This window comes from Massilia phosphatilytica, assembly GCF_977014125.1.
Genome location: NZ_CDRNIL010000038.1, coordinates 1 through 6,482, shown reverse-complemented (window position 1 = coordinate 6,482; position 6,482 = coordinate 1). Strand labels below are relative to the sequence as shown.

Sequence of the window (6,482 nt, the reverse complement as noted above, 5' to 3'; positions counted from 1 at the left end):
TGTTGTGTAGCACTTCGTTCGGTTGCCGTCTTGCTAAGGTTGAAAACGGAGGAGTTAGTTGGATGATCCAGCACCTAACAGCGGCACCGTCAGCGTGACGCCGTCGCGCGGGCTGCCCGGCTCGAAGTGGAACGTCAGGCCCATCTCGATGCCGGTGACGTTCATCGTCTTCGGGAACAGCTCCGTCGTGACGCCCGCCGCTTCGTGGCGCATCAGCTCTTCGCGGTTCAGGTACAGGAGCTTGGGGTTGTCGCGCGCCGCGTCCTTGTACCACTTTTCGAAACCCGCGCCGTTCACGACGTCCGTCGGGATTTCCTTGTCGTAGAACGCGAAGATCAGCTGGTCGTCCACGAGCACGTCGAGGCGGCGCGACTTGTGCTCCAGGTTCTCGATTTCGCGGATCAGCTTGTGGTTGTGGGCGAAGAACGGAGAACGCGTGTCGTAGTCGCCGCCGACCAGCGCGTCGCGGATGAAGATTTCGCGGGCCTCTTGCGGATTGTGCAGCGCGTAGTTGATGCGGCGCTGGCTGTAGACGACGATGCCGTACAGCGTCGCGCGCTCGCTCGCGGTGACCTGCGCCGTGCGCTTTTCCCAGCGCGGCTCGCCCCACGATTTCTTCAGCAGGTGGCCGCCGATCTTTTCGATCCACTCCGGCTGGATCTGCGCGATGCAGCGCGCGTACAGGCGCGTCGTCTCGACCAGCTCCGCCGCCATGACCCACTTGCCGGCCTTCTTGCCGAGCGTCGAACCGGGCCAGATGTGGAACTTGATGCCGCGCGCGCCGAGGTAGGCGCCACCGGACTGCGCCCCGCCTTCCTCTTCCATCTTGTAGCCGATATTGCCCAGCAGGCCGGTGAGCAGCGCCATGTGCAGCTGGTCGTAGGTTGCCGGCGTCTCGTTCAGGCGCCAGCCCTGTTCCTTGACGATGGTGAGCAGTTGCGAATGCACGTCGCGCCACTCGCGCAGGCGCACCTGCGAGAGGAAATTCTCGCGGCAGTTGTCCTGCAGCTGGCGGTTCGTTTTCTTGTGCTCGATGGCCTGTTCGAACCAGCGCCAGATCTTCAGGAAGCCCAGGAATTCGCTCTTCTCGTCGGCGAATTTCTTGTGCTTCTCGTCGGCCTGCTGCTGGTATTCCATCGGCCGGTCGCGCGGGTCCTGCACGGACAGCGCGGACGCGATGATCAGCATCTCGCTGAGGCACACATTGTCGACGGCGGCCAGGATCATGCGGCCCACGCGCGGGTCGAGCGGCAGCTTGGCCAGCTTGCGGCCCATCGGGGTCAGCTCGTTGGCGTCGTCGACGGCGCCCAGTTCCTGCAGCAGCTGATAACCGTCGGCGATGGCGCGGCCCTGCGGCGGCTCGACGAACGGGAAGGTCTCGACGTCCGTCAGGTGCAGGGATTTCATGCGCAGGATGACGGCCGCCAGCGACGAGCGCAGGATTTCCGGGTCGGTGAATTTCGGCCGCTGCAGGAAATCGGCTTCCTCGTACAGGCGGATGCAGACGCCGTCCGCGACGCGGCCGCAACGGCCCGCGCGCTGGTTGGCGGCGGCCTGCGCGATCGGCTCGACCTGCAGCCTGCTCGACCTTGTTGCGATAGCTGTAGCGTTTGACGCGCGCCAGGCCGGCGTCGACGACGTAGCGGATGCCCGGCACCGTCAGCGACGTCTCGGCCACGTTCGTGGCCAGCACGATGCGGCGCGCGTTGGTCGTCTTGAATACCCGGTCCTGCTCTTCGACCGACAGGCGCGCGAACAGCGGCAGGATGTCGACGTGCGGCGGATGGTGCTTGCGCAGCGCCTCGGCGCAGTCACGGATCTCGCGCTCGCCGGGCAGGAACACGAGCACGTCGCCCTGGCCCAGCCGGCACAATTCGTCGACGCCGTCGACGACGGCATCCATCAGGTCGCGCTTGTCGCGCGCGGCCTGCGCCTTCGACACCGCCTTGCCGTCGGCGGCGGACGCGAATTCCTGGTCGCGCTCCACCGGGCGGTAACGCACCTCGACCTTGTACAGGCGGCCCGACACTTCGATGACGGGCGCCGGTTTTTCCGGCGTGCCGAAATGGCGCGCGAAGCGGTCGGCGTCGATCGTCGCGGAGGTGATGATCACCTTCAGGTCCGGCCGGCGCGGCAGGATCTCCCGCAGGTAGCCGAGCAGGAAGTCGATGTTCAGGCTGCGCTCGTGCGCCTCGTCGATGATGATCGTGTCGTAGGCCTTGAGCAGCGGGTCGGTCTGCGTTTCGGCCAGCAGGATACCGTCGGTCATCAGCTTGACCCAGGCGCCGGCCGACAGCGTGTCGTTGAAGCGGACTTTATAACCCACGTGCTCGCCCAGCGGCGAACCCAGTTCGTGCGCGATGCGCTTCGCCGTCGACGACGCGGCGATGCGGCGCGGCTGCGTGTGGCCGATCATGCCCTTCTCGCCGCGGCCCAGCTCCAGGCAGATCTTCGGCAGCTGCGTCGTCTTGCCCGAGCCGGTTTCGCCGGACACGATCACGACCTGGTTCTCCATCAGCGCCTTCGCGATCTCGGCGCGCCGGCCCGAGACGGGCAGCTCTTCCGGGAAGACGATGGGCGGCAGCGGATTGCGCGCGGCGCGGTCCGCGCGCGGACGCGCTCCACCCTCGCGCCGTTCGCCGTCGCGCGGACCGGGCTGGCGTTCCTGCGCGCCGGTGCCGCCGCGCGGCGTGCGCACCTGCGCCTGCGCGAGCGCGCTCGCGAGCGCGCCCTCGCGCGCGGGCGGACGCGGGCCGCGGCGCGCATCGCTGCGCGGCGCTTGCGTGGAACGGTCGGGAGAAGGTGCGCGCGCCGGCTTCGGCGCGGGCTTGTTACTCTGTTCAGACATTGATTTTTACGAGGATTTGGTGCGCAAGTCGCGCAGCGAATTATAATGCGGCAAATGGAAAACCCTACCCTATTCGTCCAGTGGTTGCGCTCCGTCGCGCCGTATATTCACGCCTTCGGCGGCAAGACCTTTGTCGTCGCTTTCCCCGGTGAACTGGTCGCGGACGGCGTCCTGCCCGTGCTCGCGCAGGACCTGTCGCTGCTGGTCGGACTCGGCATCCGCGTCGTGCTGGTGCACGGCTCGCGGCCGCAGGTGGCCGAACAGCTGGCGCTGCGCAACGTCGAGGGCCGCTTCCACAACGGCGTGCGCGTCACGGACAGCGCGGCGATGGAATGCGCCAAGGAAGCCGCGGGCGAACTGCGCCTGGACATCGAGGCCGCGTTCAGCCAGGGTTTGCCCAATACGCCGATGTCGAATGCCCACATCAGCATCGTCTCCGGCAACTACGTCACGGCGCGCCCGCTCGGCGTGATCGACGGCGTCGACCACGAGCTGACGGGCGTCACGCGCAAGGTCGCGGCCGACAAGATCCAGCCGATCCTCAACACCGAGGACAACATCGTGCTGCTGTCGCCGCTGGGCTTTTCGCCGACGGGCGAGGTGTTCAACCTGACGATGGAAGACGTGGCGGTATCCGCCGCGATCGCCCTGCACGCCGAAAAACTCGTCTTCATCACCGAGACGCCGCTGATGAAGGATGCCGGCGGCGGCGACATCCGCGAACTGTCGTCGCACCAGGCCGAAGCCGTGCTGCAGGCGGGCTTCCTGCCGAACGACGCGTCGTTCTACCTGCAGCACGCGATCAAGGCCTGCAACAGCGGCGTCGACCGCGCCCACATCGTGCCCTACTCGCTGGACGGCTCGGCCCTGCTGGAACTGTTCACCCACGACGGCGTGGGCACGATGATCACGCACGACAACCTGGAAAGCCTGCGCCAGGCCTCAATTGAGGACGTCGGCGGCATTATCAAGCTCATCGAACCGCTGGAAAGCGGACGGCACGCTGGTAAAACGTCCGCGCGAACTGATCGAACGCGAGATCGAGCAATTCTCCGTGATCGAGCACGACGGCGTCATCTTCGGCTGCGCCGCGCTGTACCCGTTCCCCGAATCGAAGATGGCGGAAATGGCCTGCCTGACCGTGAGCCCGGATGCGCAGACCCAGGGCGACGGCGAGCGCATCCTGAAGCACATGGAAAACCGTGCCCGCGCGGCCGGCATGACCAAGCTGTTCGTGCTGACCACGCGCACGTCGCACTGGTTCAAGAAGCGCGGCTTCGTGCTGGCGACCGTCGACGACCTGCCCAAGGATCGGGCGCACATGTACAACTGGCAGAGACGGTCGCAGATCCTGATCAAGCAGCTCTGACGCCCAGCTCGCAGGCAGCCGGTCGCTTTTTCCCGGCCGCCTTATAATCACGTTTTTCCGATACCGAACCAGGAGCAAGAACATGGCCCGCACCGTCCATTGCGTCAAACTGAACAAGGAAGCCGAAGGCCTCGCCTTCCCGCCGTACCCGGGCGAACTGGGCAAGCGCATCTATGAAAGCGTGTCGAAAGAGGCGTGGGATGGCTGGCTCAAGCACCAGACCATGCTGATCAACGAAAACCGCCTGAACATGGCCGACGCGCGCGCCCGCAAATACCTGGCCACGCAGATGGAACGCCATTTCTTCGGCGAAGGCGCCGACGAGGCCGCCGGTTACGTCCCGCCGACCGCCTGATCAGGTAGGGTGGACGGCAGAGCCGTCCACCCTACATCTGCCTGCACTGGCGCAGTTCACAGCGCGCCATGAACACTTTTCCGCTCATCGTCCCGCTTTCGCAGCGCATGCGATAGACCTCGACGGGCCCGGACTGCGTGATCAGCCCGGCGCCCTGCCCGCCCGTACAACCTTGCTGCTTCGCCATCTTCTCGACGGTGGCCGACGACACGCCCGTGTGGAACGGAATCGTCTCGACGGCCGGCGCAGCAGCGGCCACGGGTGCGGCCGGCGCGGCCGGTGCCGGCATGCTGTGATGAAGAACATGGAGCAACCGCCCAGGCCCAGCGCGGCCGCCAGGGCGATCGACAACAGAGCCGGAGCGCGCTTCATGTCCGCTCCGCTCAGAACGTCAGCGACTTGACGCCGTCGCCCGTGCCCAGCAGGCAGACGTCGGCGCCGCGGCGGGCGAACAGGCCGACGGCGATCACGCCGACGATCTGGTTGATCTCCGATTCCAGGCCCACCGGATCCGTGATCGACAGTCCGGCCACGTCGAGGATGTAGCCGCCGTTATCGGTGACGAAGGCGTCCGTGCTGCCCGGCTTGGTGCGCAGGCGCGGCTGGCCACCCAGCGCGGCCAGCTTGCGGCTGACGGCATTCGCGGCCATCGGCACGACTTCGACCGGCAGCGGGAATTTACCGAGCGTCTCGACCAGCTTGGAGCCGTCGGCGATGCACACGAACTTGCCCGACACCGACGCGACGATCTTTTCGCGCGTCAGCGCCGCGCCGCCGCCCTTGATCATGGCGCCCGTGGCGTTGATCTCGTCGGCGCCGTCGACGTACACGGAGATCGCCGCGACGTCGTTCAGGTCGAACACCTCGATGCCGTGGCCGCGCAAGCGCGCCGCCGTCGCTTCCGACGACGCCACGGCGCCCTTGATGCGCGACTTGATCTTGCCGAGTTCGTCAATGAAGAAGTTGGCGGTGGAGCCCGTGCCGACGCCGATGATTTCGCCGTCGACCACGTGATCGATGGCGGCGCGGGCCACTGCCTGCTTGAGTTCGTCCTGAGTCATGATGTTGGTAGGAGTAGAAGAATCCGACATTTTAGCGGATTCGGCGGCCCTCCTTGCCGCAACGGCCACGATCCGCCACGCTTTCGCGACAGTTTACATGCCAATTCAGCATATAATCTTGCAACCAAAGAAACACCTGTCTCAGCCTCGGACACCACCACGCCAACGACCCATGTTCCGGATCCTGACCACCTTCCTGCTCGCCCTCGTCCTCGCGCACGCCGCGACGGCCGCCGACTTCTCGCCGTCGGCACCATCCGGCCCGTACCGCGTCGGCTTCCACGTCCGCCAACAGTACGACCGGGCGCGCGTCTACCAGCACCCGCGCAATCCGGTCACGGCGCAGGCCACGAGCGGCGACCGCTCGCGGCCGCTGCAGACGCTCGTCTGGTATCCGGCCATCGGCACGGGCGGCGCCATGACGTACCGCGACTACGTGACGACCATCGCGACCGAGGAAGAATTCAGCCGCATGCCCGACCAGGTGCGGCGCGCCACCGACGCGCTGGTCGAGCCGCGCGGCGCGCAGGTCCGGCGCCGAACTCGCGGACCCCGTGCGCGCCCTTGCGCGACGCGCCCGAGCGTCCCGGCAAGTTCCCGGTCGTGATCTACGCGCCCAGCCACAGCGCCTACGCGATCGAGAACGCCGACCTGTGCGAATACCTGGCGAGCCACGGCTATATCGTGCTCGCCACGCCCTCGCTGGGCCCGCGCTCGCACGCGATGACGGCCGACCTCGAAGGCGCCGAAGCCCAGGCCGACGACATCGGCTTCCTCGTCGGCTACGCCCACACGCTGGCGAGGTGCTGGATCATCCAACTAACTCCTCCGGTTTAACCTTAGCGAACG

The 6,482-nt window shown here is 66.5% G+C and carries 5 protein-coding genes and 2 pseudogenes; 4 read left to right on the top strand and 3 right to left on the bottom strand.

Annotation, left to right across the window (positions count from 1 at the left end):
• Window positions 1–78: 78 nt before the first annotated feature.
• Window positions 79–2,848, bottom strand: a pseudogene (gene hrpA, locus ACWNCF_RS01565) (ATP-dependent RNA helicase HrpA); the annotation flags it as partial.
• 54 nt (window positions 2,849–2,902) lie between these two features.
• Here hrpA and argA point away from each other — a divergent pair.
• Both argA and ACWNCF_RS01555 read left to right on the top strand, forming a co-directional pair.
• Window positions 2,903–4,217: pseudogene (gene argA, locus ACWNCF_RS01560) on the top strand (amino-acid N-acetyltransferase).
• A gap of 82 nt (window positions 4,218–4,299) precedes the next feature.
• On the top strand, window positions 4,300–4,572 hold the full coding sequence (locus ACWNCF_RS01555) for an oxidative damage protection protein (RefSeq protein ID WP_449405771.1): 273 nt from the start codon (window positions 4,300–4,302) through the stop codon (window positions 4,570–4,572).
• Window positions 4,573–4,603: 31 nt separating this feature from the next.
• Here the strand turns inward: ACWNCF_RS01555 and ACWNCF_RS01550 are convergent, their stop codons facing one another.
• Entirely contained in the window at window positions 4,604–4,861 is a 258-nt protein-coding gene (locus tag ACWNCF_RS01550) for a hypothetical protein (RefSeq protein ID WP_449405770.1), read from the bottom strand.
• A gap of 94 nt (window positions 4,862–4,955) precedes the next feature.
• Entirely contained in the window at window positions 4,956–5,633 is a 678-nt protein-coding gene (gene rpiA / locus ACWNCF_RS01545; protein ID WP_056443294.1) for a ribose-5-phosphate isomerase RpiA, read from the bottom strand.
• A 172-nt stretch (window positions 5,634–5,805) separates the two neighbouring features.
• On the opposite strand from rpiA, the gene ACWNCF_RS01540 reads away from it, so the two are divergent.
• Window positions 5,806–6,240 (top strand): hypothetical protein, encoded by a 435-nt coding sequence (locus tag ACWNCF_RS01540; protein ID WP_449405769.1) that lies wholly within the window; start codon window positions 5,806–5,808, stop codon window positions 6,238–6,240.
• On the top strand, window positions 6,198–6,470 hold the full coding sequence (locus ACWNCF_RS01535; protein WP_449405768.1) for a hypothetical protein: 273 nt from the start codon (window positions 6,198–6,200) through the stop codon (window positions 6,468–6,470). The genes ACWNCF_RS01540 and ACWNCF_RS01535 overlap by 43 nt, the downstream gene beginning before the upstream one ends.
• Window positions 6,471–6,482 lie beyond the last annotated feature (12 nt).

Bases quoted from the DNA above. Each gene is read 5' to 3' on its own strand.
- ACWNCF_RS01550 (WP_449405770.1), bottom strand. From the start codon at position 4,861: ATGCCGGCACCGGCCGCGCCGGCCGCACCCGTGGCCGCTGCTGCGCCG.
- ACWNCF_RS01555 (WP_449405771.1), top strand. From the start codon at position 4,300: ATGGCCCGCACCGTCCATTGCGTCAAACTGAACAAGGAAGCCGAAGGC.
- ACWNCF_RS01540 (WP_449405769.1), top strand. From the start codon at position 5,806: ATGTTCCGGATCCTGACCACCTTCCTGCTCGCCCTCGTCCTCGCGCAC.
- rpiA (WP_056443294.1), bottom strand. From the start codon at position 5,633: ATGACTCAGGACGAACTCAAGCAGGCAGTGGCCCGCGCCGCCATCGAT.